Source organism: Devosia sp. Root685 (genome assembly GCF_001427875.1).
Classification (GTDB): Bacteria; Pseudomonadota; Alphaproteobacteria; order Rhizobiales; family Devosiaceae; genus Devosia.
Window position 1 is genome coordinate 593,470 of sequence record NZ_LMHK01000002.1, and the last position, 21,610, is coordinate 615,079.

The 21,610-nt window shown below is 61.7% G+C and carries 13 protein-coding genes; 6 read left to right on the forward strand and 7 right to left on the reverse strand.

Going from position 1 to position 21,610, the window contains the following annotated elements:
* The first annotated feature begins 107 nt into the window (after positions 1 to 107).
* On the forward strand, positions 108 to 1,148 hold the full coding sequence (locus ASD83_RS11380) for a LacI family DNA-binding transcriptional regulator (RefSeq protein WP_244489153.1): 1,041 nt from the start codon (positions 108 to 110) through the stop codon (positions 1,146 to 1,148).
* Positions 1,149 to 1,159: 11 nt separating this feature from the next.
* Positions 1,160 to 3,076: a DUF5054 domain-containing protein gene (locus tag ASD83_RS11385; RefSeq protein WP_056310928.1), complete on the forward strand. Its 1,917-nt coding sequence runs from the start codon at positions 1,160 to 1,162 to the stop codon at positions 3,074 to 3,076.
* Between the two features lie 166 nt (positions 3,077 to 3,242).
* Here the strand turns inward: ASD83_RS11385 and ASD83_RS11390 are convergent, their stop codons facing one another.
* From ASD83_RS11390 to ASD83_RS11410, 5 genes are all read right to left on the reverse strand, one after another.
* On the reverse strand, positions 3,243 to 5,303 hold the full coding sequence (locus tag ASD83_RS11390) for a M3 family metallopeptidase (RefSeq protein WP_056310930.1): 2,061 nt from the start codon (positions 5,301 to 5,303) through the stop codon (positions 3,243 to 3,245).
* An 87-nt stretch (positions 5,304 to 5,390) separates the two neighbouring features.
* Complete coding sequence (gene glmS / locus ASD83_RS11395) at positions 5,391 to 7,217, reverse strand: glutamine--fructose-6-phosphate transaminase (isomerizing) (RefSeq protein WP_056310933.1); 1,827 nt, start codon at positions 7,215 to 7,217, stop codon at positions 5,391 to 5,393.
* Positions 7,218 to 7,367: 150 nt separating this feature from the next.
* Positions 7,368 to 13,124: a M10 family metallopeptidase C-terminal domain-containing protein gene (locus ASD83_RS11400; RefSeq protein ID WP_056310935.1), complete on the reverse strand. Its 5,757-nt coding sequence runs from the start codon at positions 13,122 to 13,124 to the stop codon at positions 7,368 to 7,370.
* An 8-nt stretch (positions 13,125 to 13,132) separates the two neighbouring features.
* Positions 13,133 to 13,849, reverse strand: a complete 717-nt coding sequence (locus ASD83_RS11405; RefSeq protein ID WP_056310937.1) for a tetratricopeptide repeat protein — start codon at positions 13,847 to 13,849, stop codon at positions 13,133 to 13,135.
* Positions 13,833 to 14,789 (reverse strand): MJ1477/TM1410 family putative glycoside hydrolase, encoded by a 957-nt coding sequence (locus ASD83_RS11410; RefSeq protein ID WP_082561130.1) that lies wholly within the window; start codon positions 14,787 to 14,789, stop codon positions 13,833 to 13,835. Before ASD83_RS11410 ends, ASD83_RS11405 begins: the two co-directional genes overlap by 17 nt.
* A gap of 163 nt (positions 14,790 to 14,952) precedes the next feature.
* On the opposite strand from ASD83_RS11410, the gene ASD83_RS21130 reads away from it, so the two are divergent.
* From ASD83_RS21130 to ASD83_RS11430, 4 genes are read left to right on the forward strand one after another with little or no spacing between them, the layout of a single operon-like run.
* Complete coding sequence (locus tag ASD83_RS21130; protein WP_056310941.1) at positions 14,953 to 15,648, forward strand: hypothetical protein; 696 nt, start codon at positions 14,953 to 14,955, stop codon at positions 15,646 to 15,648.
* Between the two features lie 40 nt (positions 15,649 to 15,688).
* Positions 15,689 to 17,209, forward strand: a complete 1,521-nt coding sequence (gene pelF / locus ASD83_RS11420) for a GT4 family glycosyltransferase PelF (protein WP_056310943.1) — start codon at positions 15,689 to 15,691, stop codon at positions 17,207 to 17,209.
* A complete protein-coding gene (pelG, locus tag ASD83_RS11425; protein WP_162249157.1) occupies positions 17,209 to 18,603 on the forward strand; it encodes an exopolysaccharide Pel transporter PelG in 1,395 nt (464 codons plus the stop codon). The genes pelF and pelG overlap by 1 nt, the downstream gene beginning before the upstream one ends.
* 35 nt (positions 18,604 to 18,638) lie before the next feature.
* Entirely contained in the window at positions 18,639 to 19,259 is a 621-nt protein-coding gene (locus ASD83_RS11430) for a hypothetical protein (RefSeq protein ID WP_056310946.1), read from the forward strand.
* Between the two features lie 52 nt (positions 19,260 to 19,311).
* On the opposite strand, the gene ASD83_RS11435 is transcribed toward ASD83_RS11430, so the two are convergent.
* Both ASD83_RS11435 and ASD83_RS11440 read right to left on the reverse strand, forming a co-directional pair.
* Positions 19,312 to 19,956 (reverse strand): LuxR C-terminal-related transcriptional regulator, encoded by a 645-nt coding sequence (locus ASD83_RS11435; RefSeq protein WP_056310948.1) that lies wholly within the window; start codon positions 19,954 to 19,956, stop codon positions 19,312 to 19,314.
* 24 nt (positions 19,957 to 19,980) lie between these two features.
* Positions 19,981 to 21,528: a sensor histidine kinase gene (locus ASD83_RS11440; RefSeq protein ID WP_156385929.1), complete on the reverse strand. Its 1,548-nt coding sequence runs from the start codon at positions 21,526 to 21,528 to the stop codon at positions 19,981 to 19,983.
* Positions 21,529 to 21,610 lie beyond the last annotated feature (82 nt).

Genomic DNA, 21,610 nt, shown 5'->3' on the forward strand with positions numbered 1-21,610 from the left:
GCATCGATTGCGAGTCACCCGCTTCACAGCTAACTTGACGAGAGGCTCCCTTACAGCCATTGAATTGAACACGTTTTCATCCCGAATGGGTGAACGGGAGGTTTTTTGTGACCGACAGCGACCAGCTTCCGCGTGGGCGGGCGACTGCCGAAATGGTTGCCGCGCGGGCCCAGGTTTCGCGCGTCGCCGTGTCACGCGCCTTCAATCCACACACCTCGCTCAAGCCCGAAAAGCGTGAGCTGATCCTGAAAATCGCGCAGGAGTTGAACTATACGCCCGACCGCGCCGCGCGGGCCTTGGTCAGTGGCCGGTCGCATCTGGTCGGGGTCATCGTGCCCGATGTGTGCAGCCATTGGGAAAGCCAGGAAATCGACGCATTGACCACGGCCCTCCAGGCCGAGGGCTTTGCCACCCTGCTGTTCAAGACGCGCACCGACTATTCCATGGACGAGCAATTGCTCGCCTATATGCGCGGCTTCAATCCTGACTCGGTCATCGCCTTCGTCGAAAACGTCAAGCCGCATACCCTGGCGCGTTTCCTTGATCGCGCCGTACCCATCTATGTGCACTACCCCCTGCCCGGCGCCAGCGTGGAGCCCGAAGGCGAACCGCTGCATGATCGGCTGAATGTGCTGCAACGCGATGGTATCGATCAGGCCATCGCCCTGCTTCAAGGCTTTGGCGCCAGGCGCATCGCTTACCTCTCCGGCGCAGAAAAATCCCGCGCCAACGGTTCGCGCGAACGCACTCTGCGTCAAGTCATGGCCGATCGCGGCCTTGCCCCCCCTGTCGTGGCGCGGGGCGACTTCGGCTATGATGCAGCCTATCAGGCGACCATAGACCTCTTCCGCGTCGGCGATGGCGCCGATGCCATTTTCGCCGCCAATGACGTCGGCGCTTTCGGCGTCATCGATGCACTGCGCCATGAGTTGAAACTGCGCGTCCCCGAGGACGTAAAAGTCGTCGGCTTCGACGACATCGCCCAGTCGCACTGGAAAAGCTACAATCTCACCACCGTGAAATTCGATCTCGATGAGCGCGTGCGCGCCCTTGTCCGCCTCATCCTCCGCCGCCTCAACAACCCCGATGCTCCGGGTTTTCAGGAAACCCTCAACACCAGGCTCGTCGTGCGCGGCACGGTCGGCTGAAACCCTTTGCCATGACCAAACAGATCCACCTCGTTTTCAAGACCCATCTCGATATCGGCTTCACCGACCACGCCACGCGCGTCCGGGCGCAGTACCACAACCAGTTCATTCCGCAGGCCATCGCCACCGGCGAACATTTTTACGCCGAGAACCCCGAGCAGCCCGAATTCATCTGGACCACAGGCGCCTGGCTGATCTGGGATCATCTCCATTCCCAAGACGCCAAACGGGTAAAGCGACTCGAACGCGCCATCGAGCGCGGCTTGATCACCTGGCACGCTCTGCCCTTCACCACCCATACCGAACTGATGTCGCCCGCCCTCTTCCGCGCCGGGCTCTCCTTCTCGCAGGAGCTCGACCAGCGCTTCGGCCGCAAGACCACAGCAGCAAAAATGACCGACGTGCCAGGACACACCTTGGGCATGGTGCCGATCCTTGCCGAAGCCGGCGTCAATTTCCTGCATCTGGGCGTCAACACCGCCAGTCCCGTTCCCGACGTGCCGCCCATCTTCCGCTGGCGCGCCCCCGGCGGCGAAGAGATCGTCGTCATGTATCAGGCCTCCTATGGCGCGACGGACTTTCCCGCCGGCCCGGAAATCGGCCTCAGTTTCGCCCATACCAGCGACAATATCGGCCCGCAAAGCGTTGCCCAGACAGTCGAAACCGTCCGCCACATCCGCCACGAAAGCCCGGATGTGATGGTCACGGCATCGACCCTCGACGCCTTCGGCGCCGAAATGTGGAAGCGCCGCGAAACCTTCCCGGTCGTCACCGACGAGATCGGCGATAGCTGGATCCACGGCACAGCCACCGATCCACAAAAGCTCGCCCGTTTTCGTGCCCTGCAGCGCCTCTATGACGGCTGGGAACCCACCGAAACCCGCCGCGCCTTCGGTCGCGGCCTGACCCAGGTTGCCGAGCACACCTGGGGCATCGATATCAAAACCTATCTCCGCGACGATAAAGCCTGGGACCGCGAGGACTTCGACACGGCGCGTCAGGCCGACTACCGCTTCGCCTATTCCGAGCAGTCCTGGGCCGAACAACGCGCCTATATCGACGTAGCGCTGGCCGAACTTGCCCCCGCCGACCGGCAGGCGGCGGACCGCGTTCTCAGCGAGACGACGGTTACGCCGGCCGCCGAACCCACTGGCTCAAGCGCCACCCTAAGCAATGGCGGCTGGACCGCCGAACTGGACCCGGCGACAGGCAGCATCGCCGCTCTCACCGCCCCCGATGGCGCGTGCATCGAGGGCAAGGACCGCTTACTCTTCGGCTACACGCACGAAAGCTACGACTGGAACGAGCTGCAAAAGCACCTCGACTCCTACCTGCAGCATCGGCAGGAATGGGCCATTCTCGACCACGACAAACCCGGCCTCGGCAAGGCCCGCACGGCCCGAACAGAAGCCGTATCGCCGATCTCGCAAGGCACTACGGGCGCGACCAGCACCGCCACCTTGCCGCCCACCGCCCACGCCGAAATCGGCGCTCCCGCCCGCTGCGATATCACCCTGCGCGGTCTAAACGACCGCCAGGTCGAAATTACCCTCACCCTGCGCGAAAAGCCCGCCAACCGAATGCCCGAAGCCGGCTTCTTCCGCTTCACCCCGCAAGGCGGAGAAGCTTGGCGCCTGAAAAAACTAGGCCTCTGGCATGACAGCAAGGCCATAACCCCTCGGGGCGGCGGCCAATTGCAGGCCGTCGAAGCGGTCGAGACCACTTCTGGCGGGCAGGCCCTCAACCTGACCCTCCTCGATGCTGCACTCGTCGCCCCCGCCGCCGCGCCCTTCATCCCCTTCCAGCCCGAACGCCCGGATTTCTCCGGCGGCCTGCGCGTCAATCTCTACAACAACAAATGGGGCACCAATTTCCCCATGTGGTGGGAAGGCGACGCAAAATTCCGGTTCGTGCTGACGCTCCAGTAATCATCGACGTTCCAGCAATCCTCATTGCCCCCAGTAGTCCTCATGGTGAGGTGCGCAGCGAAGCGCAGCCTCGAACCACGAGGACGTGGCACTTAGGCATTGGGAGAACGCCCTCGTGGTTCGAGGCTTTGCTGGCGCAAAGCACCTCACCATGAGGGCTATCCCCTTACCCCGCCACCCCATCCTCAATCGGGATCAGATCAGCCAGCCCACGGTCTTCCAGAAGCCCCCGCACATCGGGATCGCGTCCGCGGAACAGGCGATAGGCCTCCGCATAATCACGCGAGCCGCCAGCCGAATAGACATACTTGTAAAGCCGATCCGCCGTCGCCTTGTCGAATGGATCGCCAGCGTCCTCGAACGCCCCATAGCCATCGGCGTCGAGCACTTCCGACCACAGATAGCTATAATAGCCCGCCGCATAGCCATCGCCCGAGAAGAGATGCAGGAAATGCGTGCTGGCATGGCGCAGCGCGATTTCCTCCGGCATGCCGATATCGTCGAGCGTCTTGCGCTCCAGCGTCGGAATATCCTCGTTCTCGGCGATCTGCGCCGCGTGATAGTCCATATCCAGCAGTGCCGAAGACACGAACTCGACCGTCTCAAAGCCCTTATTGGCCTTGCCCGCTGCCGTCATCTTGTCGAGCAGTGCCTGCGAAACGGGCTCGCCGGTACGATAATGCACGAGACGCGCCAGCACCGGCTTTGACTCCAGCCAATGCTCATATAGCTGCGACGGCAATTCCACAAAATCCCGCACCACGCTGGTGCCGGCAATCCGCGGATAGGTCACATTCGACAGTAGCCCGTGTAGCCCATGGCCAAACTCATGAAAGACCGTCCGCGCTTCGTCGAGGGACAGCAAAGCCGGCTGCCCCTCAGGCGGTTTCAGATAATTGCAGGTATTGACCACCAGCGGAATGACCGCGCCATCGAGCTTGGCCTGCTTGCGGAACGAGGTCATCCAGGCGCCGCTGCGCTTGCCGGCGCGAGCGAAATAATCGCCATAGAAAATGCCGATCGTCCGCCCTTCGCGCTGCACTTCCCAGACGCGCACATCGGGATGGTATCCCTCGATATCTTCGCGCGCGACAAAGCGCACACCGAACAATTGCTCGGCCACATAGAAAGCGGCCTCCACCACCTTCCAGAGTTCGAGATAAGGCTTGATCTCGTTCTCATCGAAATCGTAGCGCGCCAACCGAAGCTTCTCGGCATAGTAGCGCCAATCCCAGGCCGCCAGCGCAAAACCACCAGCCTCTTCGTCGATCAGCCCCTGTAGCGCCATCCGGTCGTCGAGCGCCCGCTGCCGCCCCGGCTTCCACACCTGTTCTAGAAGGCCCCGCGCCGCCTTCGGTGTTCCGGCCATGCTGTCGGCGAGCTTGTAATGCGCATAGCTTTCGTAGCCGAGCAATTTCGCCTGCTCGCCCCGCAACCGCAGGATTTCGCCGATAATCGCGTGATTGTCGCTCTCATTGCCATTGGCACCGCGCTTCACGAATCCGCGCCACACTTTTTCGCGCACCGCACGGTCCCGAGCGAAATGCAGCACCGGCTCGACACTCGAACGCGACGTCGTCACCGCGTAAGGTGCATTGAGCTTCCTGTCCCGCGCCATCTCCGCTGCCGCCGCGCGTGCAAAATCGGGCAATCCGTCGACCTCGGCTTCGCTCAGAGCAAAGACCGTATTCTGTTCGTCGGCCAAAACGTTCTGCCCGAATTCCGTACCGAGCACGGCAAGCCGCTCGACGATGCCGGCAAAGCGTTCCCGATCAGCCAGCGACAGTTTTGCCCCGGAGCGGACGAAATCGAGATGATAGCGCTCCAGCACCCGCAGGGCCTCGGCATCCAGCCCAAGCTCTCCCCGCTTTTGATAAAGCGCATCGATCCGTGCAAAGAGCGCGGGACTGAGGAAAATCGCATTCCAATGCCGGGCGAGAAGCGGTGAGACATCGCGCTCAATGCCCTGCACTGTCTCATCGGTATTGGCCGAAGCGAGCTGCGAGAAGACGAGATCAACCCGATCGAGCTCCGCCCCGCTACGCTCCAGCGCCGCAATGGTGTTCTCAAAATTCGGAGCCTCAGCGTCGCCCACGATAGCTGATATCTCGGCCTCATGCGCCTTCAGCGCCGCCTCGTAAGCCGGCTTGAAATGCTCGGTCTTGATCTGGGCAAAAGGCGGCACGCCAAACGGCGTCGCCCACTCTTCGAAAAACGGATTGGTCATACCTAGAACTCTCCTTTGGAGGAGAGAATGGGATCGGGGGCGAAAAGGGACAAGTGCACTTGTCCCTTTTGCCGCAAATACTTCGCCCTATTCCACCGTCACCGACTTGGCGAGATTGCGCGGCTGGTCCACATCGGCGCCGAGATGCGCCGCGGTGTGATAGGCGAGCAATTGCACCGCGATTGCCGCGACGATTGGCGCTATGAACGGATGAACCTGCGGCAAGACGATACATTGGTTGGCCATGCCCCCATGCGTTTCCGCACCCTCGGCGTCGGTGATCAGCACAATGCGCCCGCCCCGCGCGGCTACTTCCTGCATATTGGAAACCGTCTTCTCCGATAATTCGTCGGATGGCGCGATAACGATGACCGGAATGGTTTCATCGACCAGCGCGATCGGCCCATGCTTGAGTTCCCCCGCCGCATAGCCCTCGGCGTGAATATAGGAAATCTCCTTGAGCTTTAGCGCCCCTTCGAGCGCGATCGGATAGAGCGCTCCGCGCCCAAGGAACAGCGCATCGCTGGCCTTGCTGATGCCCCGGGCGATCTCGGCAATTTCCTCTTCGACAAGAAGCGCACCGGCAATGGAGCCGGGCAAAGCTTCGAGCGCCGTCACCAGTTCCGCCACCGCGCCAGCGTCCAGCACCCCGCGCGCTTGTCCGGCCACAACCGACAGGCAGGCCAGCGTCGCCAACTGCGTCGTAAACGCCTTGGTGGAAGCAACCCCGATTTCGGGGCCGCAGCGCAGCGGAAACACCGACTTGGACTCGCGGGCAATGGTCGACTCTTCGACATTGACGACGCTGGCGATATGCTGGCCATTGGCGGCGCAATAGCGCAGGGCCGCCAGCGTATCCGCCGTCTCGCCCGACTGAGAGATAAACAGCGCCAATCCCTCGGGCGCCAGCGGCGGCTGCCGATAACGGAACTCCGAACCCACATCGATATCGACCGGCAGCCGAGCATAGCGCTCGAACCAATACTTCCCGACAACCCCGGCGAGATAAGCCGTGCCACAAGCCGAAACAGTCATCCGCGACAGCGCCGCAAAATCGAAGGAGAACGGGTCCTCTACGGCCAGCGTCCGCGCACCCCGATCCACGAACCGGCCGATGACCCGCGAAACGGCGTCCGGCTGCTCGTGGATTTCCTTGAGCATGAAGTGACGATATTGCCCCTTCTCGACGATGTTCGAGGAAGCATTGGTCCGATGCACGACGCGGTTGACGCTCGACCCCTCGCGGCTGCGGATCGACGCCTTGCCCGGCGTCACCACGGCCCAGTCTCCTTCCTCGAGATAGGTCACCTTGTCGGTAAAAAGCGACAGGGCCAGCGCGTCCGACCCCAGGAACATTTCCCCCTCGCCATGGCCCACCGCTAGCGGCGAACCCTGCCGCGCCGCCACCAGCAGTTGCTCTTCGCCATGGAACAGAAACACCAGCGCGAACGCCCCCTGCAGCTTCGAAACCGTTGCCTGCACCGCGGCAACCGGCGACAGGCCCAGATCCATCCAGCGCGTCGCCATCATGGCGACCACTTCGCTATCGGTCTGGGTCAGCGGCAGATAGCCATCGGCGGCCAAATCGACCAACAGCGAGCGATAGTTCTCAATGATCCCGTTATGCACCACCGCAACGCGCGGCGTCGCATGCGGATGGGCGTTGATTTCGGTGGGCGCGCCATGCGTCGCCCAGCGCGTATGACCGATGCCGATCGTGCCGGCCAGCGGATCGAGGTCCAGTTTAGTGGCAAGGTTCACGAGCTTTCCCGGAGCGCGTCGCCGCTGGATTTCGCCATGGTCGAGGGTCGCAATCCCGGCGCTGTCATAGCCCCGATATTCAAGCTGCGCCAGGGCGCTGACCAGACGGTTCGCCACTGGTTCATGGCCGACAATTCCAACGATTCCGCACATTTTTCGCTCCCGAATATGAGGCTGCTATACGGACGCTAGGCGGGGCAAAACCCCTCGGCATTGACGGCAGTCAACGCCGGAATCACAAATGCCCGGCACGGGGGTTGCCGGGCATCTGCGCGATGACATGGGGGCGTCACCGATTGGGGGTCACAGGATAAAGTCGCCAACCCCCAATTGGATAAGGCCGGTCAGTTCGACATGAAAATCCGCGATCCGGTCGCCATTCAGGTCGCCCATGACAATGGTCTTGTCGTTCGCTGTCCCGGCCGCGTCTTGAACGCTCCAGTTCAGCTGCCCCCGAACACCGGTAAACGCCGCTCCCTGGGTGGCAAGGAACGTAAAGGCCTGATTGCCCGAAAGCATGGTATTGGCGTCGATGGCCGAAAAGTCGAACTTGTCCTGGCCGGGCGTAAAGTCGGTAATGACATCGCGCGTGGTGGCCGTGGTGCCCATTTCCGCCGTGCTGGTGAAGATGAAAGTGTCGTTATCAGCGCCACCGGTCATCACATCGCGCCCGGCCCCGCCGGTAAGCCGGTCGGCCCCATCCCCGCCGATCAGCGTATCCGCCCCGCCCATGCCCAGAAGGATGTCATTGCCGGCCCCGCCGTTGAGGACATTGGCGGCCGACGAACCGGTTATGGTATCGGCGCCTGAGCCGCCGGTGACGTTCTCGATAGTCGCCAGCGTATCGCTGCCGGTCTGGCTGCTGGTCGCCGTGCCATTGGTCAGATTGACCGTCGCCGCGGCCGTAGTGCCCGACAGATCGTAGCGATCGCTGCCGGCATTGCCGGTATAGCGGTCATTGCCATCGTTGAGCGTGGCGAAGAACACGTCGTTGCCGTCGCCGCCATTGGCAGTGTCATTGCCCTCGTCGCCATAGATGATGTCGTCGCCCGCCCCGCCCGAGATCGTGTCGCCACCGGCAAGGCCATGATAGGTATCGGCTGACGCTCTGCCGGCCAGAATATCCACGCCCGCCGTACCCATGATCGAATTGGACGGCAGCAGATCCATGGCCGAGGTGCCTTGCGCCAGCTTGGTCCCATTGCTGGCGGTATAGCTGAAGGTGACGGCGGTATCGTTGTTGAGTGGCGGCGTATAGGTCCACTGTCCACCGCCAAGCGCCACAAGCGTACCGATGGAGGCGGTGAGCGAATTGATCGTCACCGTCCCGCTGATCCCGGTCCCAACGAGTTCGGCCGTGGTGATCGTGCGCGACGTATTGGCCGCGAGCGGGGTGAGTGTCGTATTGGCCAGCACATCGACAACCTGGGTCGTCGCTGCCGAAAAGACCGTCTCGGTCGTGGCGCCACCATCCCGATAGGAAACCGCAACCCGCACCAATTGGTCGGCGTCCGCCTGCACCAGGCGATAGGTCGCCGCCGTCGCTCCGGCAATATTGGTGAAAACAGTGCCATTGCCACGCTGCCACTGATAGGTGAAAGCGCCGAGCCCATCGGGATCCGCGATCAGTGCCGTGCCCGAACTCAAGAGCACATTCTCGACCGCCGCCCCCGCAACCGTCGGCGCGCCGGTCGGCGCTTCGTTGACATTGACCACGGTGAGCACGAGCGCCTTCGAGAAGCTCAGCGGCCCGTCGGTAGCCGTCAAGGTCATGGCGATGGTTGCGCCCGCCTCGAAATTGACCACCTGCCCGGCCTTGAGATAAAGCGCCCCAGTCGATGCATCGACCTCGAAACGGGCATCCGACAACGTCACCACATTCATGCGCAGCAACGGATCGGTATCGGGATCGATAACCGCGAGGTCAGCGATCTTGGTTCGCGCCGCGGTATTTTCCGGCAGCGCCACCTGATTGGACACCACGATATCGGTCGGCGCCTTGTTGATCGCCACCTGCCGCAATGCAACGGTATGGCTGCCGATGGCGCCAAGATCGAGCGTCAGGATATCGCCCGTCTGGCTGACAATGGTCGCGCCGGTCGCCTGATATACAAAGCCCGCGGTCTGCTTGACGTCGATTGTGACCTTGCCTTCCCCGGCAATGGTGAAATCGAGATTGGTGCCGTCGCCAGTCAGGCTCACGAGTTGGGCGCGCGAACCGATGGACGTGATGTGGGTGACATCGTCGACGGTGGTACCCAACTGCACCGTAAATGTGCCGCCATCCGCGTCGAGGAAGACGCTGTCGGCATCATAGGCATACCAGTTGGCGACCGACTTGATCGTCTTGCCGCCGAGATCATCGAGGTTGAGCGCAAACGTGCCGAGTTGCCCCTGCTGCGGCGTGGCATGCATGGTGATCACGTCGCCAGCGACGCTGAAGCCAAAATCGGCGCGTTCGAACGCCTTGATGCGCGCCGCCAAATCCGCCAGCGTCACGAATTCCGTGCCGGCGGCATAGGCTGCGGCAATGAAATTGGTGAACATCGCCGCCGTATAGGGCGAAGGCTGCCCCGCATCGAGTGACCAGCTGGTGACGCCATAGTCGTGCCATGGCCACACAACGATAGGCATGTCCGAATTGGCGGTAAGCTGGCTCCATTCGGCCGCCCACTTTGCCTCGGCCTGCGCAACCGTCAGCCCCAGCCACCCCATCAGGGTAAAATCGAAGGACATGTTAGGGGCAATATAGACCTGGCCATCGGCCCCCGGCGTCAGATAGCCGATGGCCCCGGGATAGCCAGCGCCCAGCATGGACGCCCCACCAGAGAGATAATCGTAATATTGGATGATCTGCTGGGCCGGCAGCAGCTGTTCAGGCATGCCCGGCACCGCCGCGCCGCCAATAGAATAGCCAAGATTGGCCTCCAGTACCGCGCGTGCAGTGGCGAACTGGAATGTGTAGGTCGCTTCGAGGAAAGCCTTCGAGGTGGCATCGAGCGCGCTCGGGTTGGGCGCCGCGAGCACCTGTGCGATCTTGGCATTGATATCAGCCAGCGACATCGACGCGAGCGACTGCCCTATGATGCCGGGGCCGCCCGGCCGGGTAGCATATTGCGCGATACGCTGGTCGAGCAGCGCCTGCGTCAGGACATTGGGCAGCAGGAAATTGGTATCTTCGGGATGCGTATAGGAGTGCGACCCGATCTCATTGCCCATGGCGCGCATGGCGTCGTAATATTGCGATGAAATTAGCCAGTTCGTCTCCTGGTCCGGCGGATTGAAGCCGACATTGACATAGTAGGAACCGACGAAATTGTAGTCGGTCTTCCACTGCTGCAAAAAGGGCAGCATGGCATCATAAATGCCGCCATCGACGTCATAGGTCTCCTGGCTCTGGTCCATGTCGTTGCGCGAGGCAAAGAGCGACGTGTTCCGTGTCATATTGAGCGAAACCGTCGGTCCTCCTGTCTCTTCGTTGACCCAGTCGATGGCCTGCCCCAGGAGATTGAGATCGCCCAAAAGCGCATCGGTCGAAAAATGCACATTGCGACCACCGGTCACCGTGCCCAGCACTGCGCTATGCGTCGTGCCATTGACCACTTGCTCGGCAATCACCGTAACCGAACCGGCATTGGGATTGGCGGCGGAAAAATACGAGGTTGCAGCCCCGGTATAGGTGTGGATTGCCCCGTTCGCCCCATAGCCCTCGGTGATGGCGTGCCCCGCAGGGGTTGCCTCGATATTGACCGTTACGCCATCCTCCCCACCCGTCCGGTTGAGCCCGAACAGGGTCTGCATCCGTTCATAGGCATTGTTGGGCAGGCTCGCATTATTGGCGTCATTGGTCATGAAGTCGCCCGCCGCGATCAGCGAGACGTCATACTGATAGACGAGCTTGGTCAGCACATCATAGATGGCGGTATAATTGGCCGGCACGTTGCGGAACGAGGGAAAGACGATCGCGTCGTAATTGACCATCTTGGAAAGGTCGGCGAGATCGGCCTCGGAGACGAGATCGAACGGAATACCGGCCGCCATGGCCTGGCTTTGCGCTGCCATGACCAGTTGGGAATAGGCCATCTGGCTGAAATAGTTGTTGGCCGTGGTCTGTGAGAAAACGATGGCAATCTTGTTGCCCGTATCCGTTACCGCTGGCAGCGACGCCGGATCATAGACCGTATAGGCCGGTGACAGATAATTGGCCGGCAGGAATACGCTGTCATTCACATCGGCAAGAATGCTGACCGAGGTAACGGAAGCCCCGATCATGGCCTTGGGCACGGCGAATTCGATCGTCTTGCCATCCGGGCCGAGCTTGTAGTCGATGGCGCCGACGAGGGTCTGTCCCGCCGCGCCACTATAAAGCCGTGCCACCCCGTCCGAACCGATATTGACGTTGAACTCGGCGCCCCCGGCATAGCCGAAAACCTGTGTACCCGTCGCGACATTGCCATCGGTATTGAGCCAAAACGTCGTATTCGGCCCGATGACGACGGCACTCTTGAAGCCGAAAGTGAATTGGCCATCGCTATATTGACCATAAAACTCATAGCCATCGACGCTCGTCATCGGCGTTTCGAGCCGCTGGTTGGCGGTCCATTCGGTCAGCACGCCATCGAACTGGCTGGGCGGGATCGAGGCCGGATCAACCAGCGCATACCCCCCATTGGCATAGGTGGTCGGCAGGAAGACTGTATCATTGACGTCGGCCAACAGGGTGATCGCCGTGACGGAGGCGCCGATCAGGCTGCGCGGGACGGCAAATTCCATGCTCATCCCATCCGGGGCAATCTTGTGGTCGATCTCACCCACCAGCGTCTGCCCATCGGCGCCGCTATAGAGCCGGGCAACCCCGTCAGCTCCGATATTGACGTTGAATTCAGCGCCGCCGGCAAAGCCGAAAATCTGATGGCCGGTGGCGACATTGGCATCGGTATTGAGCCAGAACGTCGTGTTCTGCCCGATGGAAACCGCACTCTTGAGCGCAAAGACAAACTTGTCCTCGCTCACCGTTCCGTAAAGCTCATAACCGGCAACGACGCCCGCGCCGCTATCGAGCCGTTGCGCCGCCGTCCATTCGGTCAGGAGTCCATCATAGGGCCCCGGCGGCACCACGAGCGGCGTCGTCAGCACATAGCCACCGCTCGAATAGCTGGGCGGCAGGAAAACCGAATTGTTGATATCGGCGAGGACCACGACGCTCGTCACCGTCGGCCCCAGCAGCGCCTTGGGCACGGCGAATTCCATGCTGAGCCCACCCGCCGCGATCTTGTATTCAAGCGTCCCGACCAGCGTCTGCCCATCGGCCCCGCTATAGAGCCGGGCAACGCCATCCGCCCCGATATTGACATTGAACTCCGCGCCGCCAGCAAAGCCCCATATCTGGTAGCCCGTCGCGGTATTATTGTCGGTATTGAGCCAGAACGTGGTGTTCGGCCCGATGGCCACGGCGCTCTTGAGCCCGAAGACAAAGCTGTCATCGGCGACCTTGCCGTAAAGCTCGTACCCCGCAACCACCTTGTCCGGCGTGTTGTCGAGCCGCTGCTCAACGGTCCATTCGGTCAGGAGACCATCATAAACGCTCGGAACAGGCGTCGTGATCGTATAGGCCGCCTGGGTATAGTCCGCGGGCAGGAAGATCGTGTTGTTGATATCGGCCATGATGCCGACGCTCGATACGCTGGCACCCAGAAGGCTCTTGGGCAGGGCGATTTCGAGCACCTTGCGATCAGCACTCATCGAATAGGTGAGATCGCCAACCAGCGTCTGCCCGTCGGCGCCGGTATAAAGCCGCGGTACGCCATTGGCGCCAAAGTTGACATTGAACTCGGCCCCCGCTGCAAAGCCCCAGACCTTGTAGCCGGTATTGATATTGGCATCGGTATTGAGCCACAGCGTCGAGGTTGCATTGATCGGCTGGGCCGAACTGAGCGCGAAGTAGAAAACGTCCCCTTCCAGCCGGCCATAAAGCGCATAGCCCGCAATGGTGGTGGCGGCGGTTTCCAATCGGTCGTCAGCGCTCCAGTCGAGAAGTGCTCCGTCGAGAACAATGGTCATGGTGGCTCCTATTCGATCGACGTTTTTGTGAGGGTTGCGGGAGAAAGGTTCGTCAGAGCGAAAATCTGTGCGGGCAGCGCCGCTTCAAACCGCCAGAAATTGCCTGTCGGGGCGACCCAGAGGGCCGCGCGCACGTCGGTAGGCGACAGGTCCTGCAGATAGGCCAGCCGCTGGAGCGAAGCCTCGTCGGTCCGACCGGCGGCAATCGCCCTGGTCAGGAGAGATGCTTCGCCCGCAGCGTCCCCGGTCAGCCGGTAGAGAACGCGCAAGCGCGAAAAATCCGCATCATTGGGATTGCCGTCATAAATCTGCCGAAGGGTCACCGCCTCGCCCGGCATATTGCCCAATTGCCGGTAAAGGTCGGCGAGTTGGCGCAGCGCCTCGGTATTTTCCACCTGCAATGCCGGTTGCTGAGCAATCAGCATCGCCGCATTGTCAGGCTCGCGGGCCAGCATATAGAGCTTAAAGAGCATATAGCCCTCATAGCCATTGAGCGGCCGCTCATCCTCGACGGCGACAAGCGTATTGATCGCATCGGCATAGCGGCCTTCGGCGAGGAGTCCCTCTGCCTTTTCTTCGGTGCCGGGCAGCAGCGCCAGCGTACCGGCAAGGCTCACGACGGCAAGGAGCATGATCGCCAGCAGCGTCCTGTCCGGCCGTGTCGGCGTGACCAGCGCCCCGCCATAGAGTTGCTTGGGATCGTGGAATTTAACGGGACCGGACATCATCGAGCTCCCTGCTGCCAATAAAGAGCGGAACGCCGAGCGCCTCGGCATTCTTGTGCGCGAGCGCCCGCGCTTCCGCGGTGTCGAGATATTCGATGAGAAACACAGGCTTGCCCGAGGCAAGAAACCGCTGCAGCGGCGTCAGGCTGGCGCGCAGCTCGCCCTTGGAATTGGGCGTCCCGTCGCCATCGAGCCCGAAGAACAGGTCTTCCTTGCCCACGCCATCGATCGCCGCGGCATAATCCGGATAGTTCAGCAGCTCTTCGGCATTCTGCCCGACGACGATGAAGCCGGGATGGGCGCTTCGCGCATAGGCGGCAATGGCAGAGACGAACTCGACCATCAGCTGCATCCGCCGGGCGCGCGAAACTGCCGGGTCTGACACATCGAACGCGTCGATGCGATCGAGATAGACCCCGTCAAACCCCGCCGCGACAATGCTGTCGAGATAGGCTTCCGGCCGCCCGAGGATCACGCTCTGCCAATCCGGATCCCAATAATGCACCGCGTAATTTCCCGGCCAATCCGGGTTCTCTTTGCCGAGCCAGCCCGGCGGCGAAGCCTGCCAGCTCCTCTTCCAATAAAACCGATAGTCCTCGGCTTCCCCAATGCTGAGATAGGCGAGGACAATGCGTGAGCCGCCATCGGGCTTGCGCTTCATCGCCATCACGTCGGCTCGGCTGAACGCCTGCTCGGCCGACCCGTCGCGCGCATAGTCGATAACCATGAGATCATAGGGAGAATCCGCCACCAGGTCCGGGTCCACCATTTGCAGCTGATAGCCCCAGCTGCGAGCCTCGGAGAGATTGGGCCGCGCCGGCGTGGCGCCGACGGGGCTCGCTGCAACGGCCAGCGCCAGATGCATCATGACCGAAGCGCCAAGCAGTGGCACGGAATGCAGTCTTCCCGATCTGGAACTGAGAATTTCGCTGATGCTCATCGTGCCCGCCGAACCTTGCACAGGTCGCTCCTGTGCCGGTCCCACAGATAGGCCAGCGTCCCAACCGCGGCATTGACGGTCATCAATGCGGCTCAGCGGCACCCCTCATAGCCTGATCTCGAACGACCTGCCGCAAACAGGCCGCCATTTAGGGAGTGCTGTCATGAACGAGCATATCAGTGCGCAGAAGTTGGTTCCCGACCCCGCCGTCCATGGCAGTGGCAGCACGGCGGCAATCAGAACCCTGCAGATCGCCGCGATCATCGGCGAGATTTTGCTCAGCGCCTATGCGCTGGCCGGCAATGGCTGGGGCACGGTGGCGCTGGGCCATCTGGGCATCGTCGCCGCCCTCATCTTCGTGATCGTTGGCCTCGAACGGGCCCGCATCGATACCGGCTCCTTGCAGACCTTTACCCTCCTTACTTTTGCCGGCGGGCCGATCGGCGCCGCGGCAGGCCTCCTTGGCGACCAGCACTTCTGGAACCCCAAGGCCGATGCGCTGGACAAATGGTACAATACCATTGCCCCCATCGAAGAACCGGCCGTCACCCTCGTCGATATGATCATCGACGGCCGCCTCATCAGCCCGCAGACGCGCCTGCCGCGCCCCTATGATGCGCTTCTCAGCACCGGCACCATGCAGGAAAAGCAGGGCCTTCTGGCCTATCTCGCCATCGAGGACGACGAAAAATTCGTCGAGGTTGCCCTGGCTCTGGCCCTGCGCAGCACCGATCAGCGCGTCCGCGTTCAGGCCGCCGCCGTTGCCGCCCATACCCGGGGCCGCAGTCGCCGCCGTCAACTCGCGAACGTGGCTCCGAACGTCATCCAGTCCGCCCTCGGTCGCCCCGCGGCGATCTGACTACTGCACACCGTCCTGCGAGTTTTGGGGAGTTTCCACTATGTGGCGCGACGTAAACATGATGCCGGCCAATGCGCCGGAGCCCATCGCCGATATCTGCTTGATTGCCGAGGGTTGCTATCCCTACGTCGCCGGTGGCGTCTCCACCTGGATCGACTGGCTGATCCGCTCGCATCCCGAACTGACCTTCACGGTGCTGGCGATCCTGCCGAGCGCCCCGACCAGCGAGCCGCGCTATGCCCGGCCGGACAACCTGCTCTCGATCGAGCACGTCCGGCTCGACGACAACAATATGGGCACGACCCATGATTGGCCCGCGGCAACCCCGGAATATACCGGCGAGCTTATCGGCCACTTGCTGACCGACGGCGACACAAGCCAGCTCGGCGAATTGATGAAGCTCCTGGGACCGCCGGGAAAACGCGTGTCCCTCGATACCCTCCTCAATTCCCCGGAAGCCTGGCAGACCATGTGCTACCACTATGGCTCCATGGCCCACGCCTCGTTCCTTGGCTATTTCTGGGCCTGGCGGACACTGGTCGGCGGATTGTTCCGGGTGCTGACATGCCCCCTGCCCCAGGCTCGCATCTATCACGCGGTTTCCACCGGCTATGCCGGCCTCATCGGCGCGCGCGCCGCCATAGAAACCGGCCGCAAGACCCTGATCACCGAGCACGGCATCTATTCCAACGAACGCCGCATCGAAATCCTGATGGCGGACTGGATCTCCAACAGCATCGACAACGGCCTCGACCTGTCCGACGACCGCAAGGATATTCGCGAGCTCTGGGCCCGCAGTTTTGAAAGCTTTGCCCGCGTCGCCTACAATTCGGCCACCGAAATCGTCGCCCTCTATGAGGCTAACCAGACCTTCCAGCTGGCGCTTGGCGCTGGCCCCGAAAAGCTCAGCGTCATCCCCAATGGCGTTGATTCAGAACGCTTCGGCAAGATCAAGCCGATCTCGCACGATCGTCCCACCATCGCCTTTATCGGCCGGGTCACGCCCATCAAGGACGTACAAACCTTCATCGACGTCGCCGAACGGCTACGCCGCGGTTTCCCCGACCTTCAGGCCCTGATTATCGGCCCGATGGATGAAGACCCCGAATATGCCCAAAGCTGCATCAACGAGGTCAATCGGCGCCAATTGGCGGACACGGTTTCCTTCACCGGCCCGGTCAACGTGGTCGATTATCTCGGGCGCATCGACGTTCTGGTTCTCACCAGCATCAGCGAAGCCCTGCCCCTCGTCATCCTCGAAGCCGGTGCCGCCGGCGTTCCCTGCATTGCCACCGATGTCGGAGCATGCCGCGAAATCCTCGAAGGCCCAGCCCATGACGGGGAACCCATCGGTCCGGGCGGCATGGTCGCTCCGGTGGGTGCCAATGAGGAAATCGCCATGGCCATCGGCCTCTTGCTGGCCGAGCCACAGCGCCTCCACGCCTATGGCGACAATCTGCAACGCCGCGTGCGCAAGCATTATCGCGCCGAGGCCGTTGCCGACGCCTATGGCGCCCTCTATGGGCGTAATTTCGCGCCCCAACCCCAAATGGTGTCATGATGGCCGGGATCGGGTTTGCACTGAAAAAGCTCAGCAGCCAGGACAATCTGGCCTCGCGATCCCTGGCCGGCGGCCATGCGATCATGATCGCCTCGGGCCCCTGGATCGTCATCATGATCGGCCTCGCCATGCTGCATATCCTGGGGCGGCCATTGCTCGATCCCATGGACCTCAAAGTCTTCAGCATCCTCGTGATCTACAGCTTTGCCCTCTCCCTCGTCATCACCTCTCCGATCTCGCTCGACGCGACACTGCGCGTCTCGCGCATTCTGTTTCAGCGCCGCTTTGAGGAAGTGCATGGCATTTACCTTGCCGCCGTCTTCATCACCACAGTGCTCTCACTGATCGGCGGCGCCGTCGTCTTCTTCGTGCTCATCCGCCTGCCGCTTGGCCTGGGCCTTGCCGCCATCATCTGCGTGGTTCAGGTGTCCCATCTCTGGCTCGCCATGTCCTTCGTCGCCGCCATCAAGCAATATGGAACGGTGACCTCGGCCTTTGCGCTTGGCCTGAGCTGTTCCATCATCTTCGGCACATCGGCGGCCGCGCTCGGCAATGGACCGGGCGGCATGCTCATCGGCTTCAGCATCGGGCTCTGCATTTCCTTCTGCATCCTCAACTTCCTCATTCTCAAGACCTTCCCCGGCCCCCTGACCGCGCTGCGCGATCTCCCGGCAAAGCTGCGCGAAATACGGCCGGTATCGGCGACATTCATCGCCGCCGGCGTCTGCAGTGCTCTGGCCGTATGGATCGACAAGATCATCGTCTGGCAGTCCAATGAGGGAACCGCCGTCGCCGATGGGCTCATCTACTCGGCCCGCTATGACAGCCCCATGTTCATGGCCTATCTCTCGATCGTCCCGGTAATGTCGGTCCTGGTGGTCTGGCTCGAAACCACCTTCTTCAACAATTACCGCCACTACCGCGACATCGTGCATTCGGGCGGAACGCTGCGCCAGATCGACGAACAGCGGGCAAGCCTGGCGCAAAATGCCGTCGATACGGTCTTCTCCGCCTTCCTCATCCAATTGACGATCAGCGTCTCTCTCGCGGTCATGGCGCCGCTGCTCGCCGACCTTCTCGGCCTGCCCTACGACGCCATTTCCGTGCTGCGTCTGGCGCTGGTCGGAGCCGCCTTCCACTTCCTGTTCCAGGCCAGCTGCGGGGTCATCCTCTTCGTCCAATACGGCAAGGCTTATCTTTGGCTGCAGGTGCTATTCCTCGCCCTCAATGCCGCCGGCACCGCTATCATGCTGCAAAATCCCGACTATCTCGGGCTCGGCTATGTCCTGGCCTCGATTGCCAGCGGAACCCTCGCCTATGCCGCCATGCGCCGCTCTTTGGGCACCCTCAATCGCCTGACTTTCGTCATCAACAACCCAGCCATTTCCGGCTGACCTTTTTAGAACCCGGACTTTTTGTGAGGTTCCCCATGAGCAGCGAGAATCCGGTCATTTCCGGCAATTTCAGAGATCCCGCCATAGTCGCATTGTCGTCGTCCCGCTCGAACGTGCTCGCCTTTGCCGAAGGTATCCTGCTGCTGGGCAGCGTAGCGCTGATCGAGCATTCCGGCCTGATGTCATTCGCCTCCTGGCCGGTGCACCCCTTCCTCTTCATCGCCATTCTGCTCAGCGCGCAATATGGCGTTCTTGGCGGCGTCCTCGCCGCCATGGGCGCCACCGCCATCTCCTATTTCAACGGCTTACCGGCGCGCCCCTTCGACATGTCCCACGCCGAATACTTTCGCCTGACCTGGGCCGACCCGCTCTCCTGGGTCCTCGCCGCACTCATGGTGGGCATCGTCACCTCCCGGCGCAGCAGGATGCTCGAGGAACAGGGCGAACAATTGCGCAAAGCCGTCAGGGCCGAGGGCCTGATCGCGGCGCAATATCAGGTCCTCGCCCAGCGCACGCACAAGCTCGAACGGAGCCTCGCCGGTCGCGCCGATCTGCCGGGCCCGGAAAGCCCCTCGTCCCTGGCTGATACGGGCAAAATCCGGGGCAAGACCCCGCCCCGCCAGAAAACCAGATCAATTCCTTCTATCGAAGGGTGAAACAGCCTGGAGCGCCAGCCGCGGTCACAATTCAGACAACGCGAAAAGCATCTCAGCCTTCGAGGCCGGGCCACATCCGCCGAGCCACGATACTCGCTTCCACCCTGTTGCGCACATGCAGTTTGGAGAAAATATTGGACAGGTGAAACTTCACCGTCCGCTCGGTAATATCGAGGCGTCCGCCGATCTCGCGGTTACTCAGCCCCCGCGCCAGCAATTGCAGGACCTGCGTTTCCTGCTTTGAAAGTTTCGCCTCGCTACCCCCGCCAAGGGCGGCAGACTTGGCTTTCAGCATGCCCATCAGCCGGCCGAACATGTCCTTGGGAATGACGCTCTCGCCCTTGTTCACCTGCCGCACGATGCTGCGCATATCCGAACCGGTCGTGCCCTTGAGCACATAGCCATAGACCCCCGCCTCGACGGCGCGGGCAATATCGTTCTCGTCTTCTGAAGCGGTGACCACGACGATCCGGGTTTCTGGATGCGCCAGAACAATGTCGGGTATGCGCTCGAGGCCATCGTCTGACATTTGCGCATCGAGCAGCAGCACGTCGGGCCTCAGCGCTGCAACCAATTCCACCGCTTCCGCGGCGCTCCCGCCCTCGCCAACGGCCGAAATATCGCCATCGACCGTCACGGCCTGGATCAACCCAGTCCTGAACATCGGGTGATCATCAACCACCACGATCCTGATCATTTGGGGGCTGATCCCTGCCCGACCCTAGACATGCCGCACCCACATCTCGAGGCGCGTCCGCCCATCCTTCTGCACGAAGGCCAGATGGCCGCCGATGCTCTGGACGCGTGCGCGCAGACCATAAAGGCCAATACCCCGATGGTCGGCCTGGGCCACATAGTCCGTCAGGTTCTTGTTGGTGATCGACAATTTCAGCACCCCTCCCTGCATTGTTGCAGTCAGCGTCTGCCCCTCCGGCAGACCATGGTGGAACGCGTTATTCAGGCCCTCTTGGATAAATCGATACACGCACACGCTCAATTCCGGGGCAGCATGAACCGGTTCTATGCGGCTGTCCACGTCTATGGCGAGGCCGGTGCGCCGCGTGTGCTGCTCTACCGCGCGCACGATAACCTGCGCCAGGTCGAGGTCCTCGATATCGGGCAAAACCAGCGCCAGGGCTATGCCCCGGATTTCCGAAAGCGCGCCCCCCAGCGTCGTCTCTATCTCGGCGACAATCTTCTCCCGCGCGCCCTTGGTCGGCAGCCGGCGGATCTGGTCGAGCCGCAGCACCGCAAAGCCGATCGTCTGCGCCGGCCCGTCATGAAGGTCGGTGCCGATGGTGCGCAAATGCTTGTCGGTAAACTCGGTCACGTTGAGCGAGGCGCGCTGCGCCACCGCCTTGAGTTCGCGATGCCGCGCCGCGCGTTGGTGCGATTGCGCCAATCGCCGGCTGAGAATGCGCCCCTGCCGCTCGATCTTGCGGCTGCCTTCAAGCACGATGCCAAACAGCGCCACCATGACGATCAGGCCGATGGTGGCGGCCGTCGCCCAACTCGACAGGGTCAGCGCCCAGAGATCCTTTTCGAGCGATGCCGTGACCTCCCTTAGCTGGGCAACAGCGATGATTTCCCCGGTTTCGCGGCTGAACAATGGGAAATAAATCTCGATAAAATCGGTCTTGAGCCCATGCTCGGCATAGTCCTGCGATCTGACATCGGTGAAATCAACGCCGACCTCCCCTTCAAAGGCGCGTTGCACCTTCAAGGGCACTTCCAGCTGGCGCACCTCGAGTTGCGGACTGTTCGAGTAAAGGATCGTCCCATCCGCACGCCACAGATCCAGATAAGGAAACTCGGCCAGCAGCGTGCTCTCATTCATCATCGCGTCCAGCGCCAGGCGGTCACTCTCCGCCAAGCGCCCGTCCGGGCCAATTTGCTGGATATGCGGCGCGAGCATTCCCTCGACGAGCGGGGGCACCACCGTGCCCCGCCGCGCCAGCGTAATTTCGGTCATGGCGCTGGTGATCAACACGCCACAGAGCAGCATCGCAGCTATAGTGACGGCGCTGCCATAGAGGACAAAGCGGTTGGCGAGCGGAAGCTTGCTCCAACGCCTTCGCAACCGTTTGAACACGCCTCGCCGGCCGGTCAAATCTCGCTCCGCACGCAACGCCGCTTTTAACCCAATCGACAATATACCTACAGTATTGCCCCGGCCAGCCCTCACCCAAAACGGCTTGCCGGTCGCGCGATTTGATCCATGCCGAATAAAATCGCGGCAATCGAGCGCGATACGAAACAGTTCAGGCAATCAAACCCATCGATGCCCCGGAGAACACCTGCTCTTAGGTACAGTTTTTGACGGACCCAAAGTCTAGCCCGGGGTCGGACCT